Source organism: Streptomyces katrae (genome assembly GCF_000966975.1).
Lineage (GTDB): Bacteria > Actinomycetota > Actinomycetes > Streptomycetales > Streptomycetaceae > Streptomyces > Streptomyces katrae.
Genome location: NZ_JZWV01001200.1, coordinates 1 through 2326 on the forward strand (window position 1 = coordinate 1; position 2326 = coordinate 2326).

The 2326-nt window shown below is 74.5% G+C and carries 1 protein-coding gene and 2 pseudogenes; 2 read left to right on the plus strand and 1 reads right to left on the minus strand.

Going from position 1 to position 2326, the window contains the following annotated elements:
* A pseudogene (locus VR44_RS47900) lies at positions 1 to 193 on the plus strand (TetR/AcrR family transcriptional regulator); the annotation flags it as partial.
* Positions 177 to 1811: an isovaleryl-CoA dehydrogenase gene (locus tag VR44_RS34940; RefSeq protein ID WP_045951669.1), complete on the plus strand. Its 1635-nt coding sequence runs from the start codon at positions 177 to 179 to the stop codon at positions 1809 to 1811. The pseudogene VR44_RS47900 and the gene VR44_RS34940, both read left to right, overlap by 17 nt.
* Before the next feature lie 21 nt (positions 1812 to 1832).
* Here the strand turns inward: VR44_RS34940 and VR44_RS45560 are convergent.
* A pseudogene (locus VR44_RS45560) lies at positions 1833 to 2326 on the minus strand (hypothetical protein); the annotation flags it as partial.

The following is a 2326-nucleotide window of genomic DNA, read 5'->3' on the forward strand; positions in this document are numbered from 1 at the left end:
CGCCGCCGGCGCCGCCGCCGGCGAACTCCCGCCGCAGGCACCCGAGCTGACCGCCGCCGCGCTGGTCGGCGCCATCGCCGAAGCGCTCGTCGGACCGCTCGCCGACGGCGACGCGGCACCGGGCGAGATCATCCCCGGCCTGATCACGTTCACCCTGCGCGCCCTTGGAGGACACGATGCCGCAGACGCATGAGGTCACCAACCAGGTACCGCCGCACCACGGTTACGACGCCGCCGCCGACCCGGCCCTGCTGGAGGCCCTCGCCCGCGAGGGCGCCGGGTGGGCCGCGCCCGAACTGCACCGCCTCGGCGTCCTCGCCGGGTCCGAGCAGGCCGCCGAGTGGGGGAGGCTGGCCAACGAGAACGAGCCGGTCCTGCACACCCACGACCGCTACGGCCACCGTATCGACGAGGTCGAGTTCCACCCGTACTGGCACGCGCTGATGGACACGGCCGTCTCGCACGGCCTGCACGCGGCCCCCTGGGCGCAGCACGAGCCGGGCGCGCACGTCGCCCGCGCGGCCAAGTTCATCGTCTGGAGCCAGGTCGAGGCGGGCCACACCTGCCCGGTGTCCATGACCTACGCCGCCGTCCCGGCGCTGCGGGCCGCGCCGGCCCTGGCCGAGTGGCTGGAGCCGCTGCTCGCGTCCCGCACGTACGACTTCGGACTGCGCCGGCCCGACACCAAGCGCGGGCTGATCGCCGGCATGTCGATGACGGAGAAGCAGGGCGGGTCGGACGTCCGCACCAACACCACGACCGCGGTCCCCGCCGGGGACGGAACGTACCGGCTGACCGGGCACAAGTGGTTCACCTCGGCGCCCATGTCGGACGTCTTCCTGACCCTGGCGCAGGCACCGGGGGGCCTGTCCTGTTTCCTGCTGCCCCGGGTCCTGCCCGACGGCACCCGCAACCGGCTGCTGCTCCAGCGCCTCAAGGACAAGCTGGGCAACCGTTCCAACGCCTCCTCGGAGATCGAGTACGACGGTGCGTCCGGCTGGCTGGTGGGGGAGGAGGGCCGGGGGGTCGCGACCATCATCGAGATGGTCAACACGACCCGCCTCGACTGCGTCCTGGGCGGTGCCTCCGGCATGCGGCTCGGCCTGGTCCGGGCGGTCCACCACGCCACCCACCGGCGGGCGTTCGGCAAGGCCCTGATCGACCAGCCCCTGATGCGCAACGTCCTGGCCGACCTGGCGCTGGAGTCCGAGGCCGCGACGGCCGTCGCCATGCGCCTGGCGGGGGCCACCGACCGGGTCGCCCGCGGGGACTCGGACGAGGCGCTGCTGCGCCGGCTGGGTCTGGCCGTCACCAAGTACTGGGTGTGCAAGCGTGCTCCCGGCCACGCCGCCGAAGCCCTGGAGTGCTTCGGCGGCAACGGCTACGTGGAGGACTCGGGCATGCCCCGCCTCTACCGGGAGGCGCCGCTGTCGTCCATCTGGGAGGGCTCGGGCAACGTCGCGGCCCTGGACGCGCTACGGGCGATGGGCCGTCAGCCGGAGACCGTCGAGGCCTTCTTCGCCGAGGTGGGCCGGGCCGCGGGCGCCGACCGGCACCTGGACGCGGCCGTGGCCGGACTGCGCAAGCAACTCGCCGACCCCGCCGAGGCCGAATACCGGGCCCGGCAGCTCACCGAGACCATGGCCCTGGCCTTCCAGGCCTCGCTCCTGGTGCGCCACGCCCCGGCGGCCGTCGCCGACGCCTTCTGCGCGACCCGGCTGGGCGGCGAGCACGGCGGGGCGTACGGGACCCTGCCGACCGGCGTGGACACCGGCGCCGTCCTCGCCCGCGCCGTGACCTCCGCCGGCTGAGCCGGGACCCCGGCCGTCCCCTTACGGGTGCCAGACCTCCTTGATGGAGTCGATCTTGCCCTCGCCGTCGACCGTGATGTCGTAGATGTTCCCGGAACAGCTGTACGGGGCCTTCACGGCGGAGGGGTTGGTCATGCAGTCGCCCGCGTGCATCCACAGCTCCCCGACGGGGACCGTCTTGGTGGAACCGGAACCGGTGGCCAGCTCGGCCTTCACCTCGCCGGTGGCGAAGAGGTAGTACTTCGCCTCGCCCTTGCCGTGGTAGATCCAGTCGTTGGGCGTACAGGTGGGCTGGGCGTCCTTCGCGGACATCGAGCCCTTGGACGGCGGCGCGACGGGCTCGACCATCTTGTGCCCGGCCGGCAGCTTCGGCGGCTGCCCGCAGCCGCCGGCGGGGGCGGCGGCCCCCGCGGAGGCTCCGCCGGCCGGAGCCTTGGCGGAGGGCGGGGCGGCGGACGGCTTCGCGGCGGCGGACGCGCCGGCGGACGCGCCGGCCCCGGACGCCCCTCCGGTGC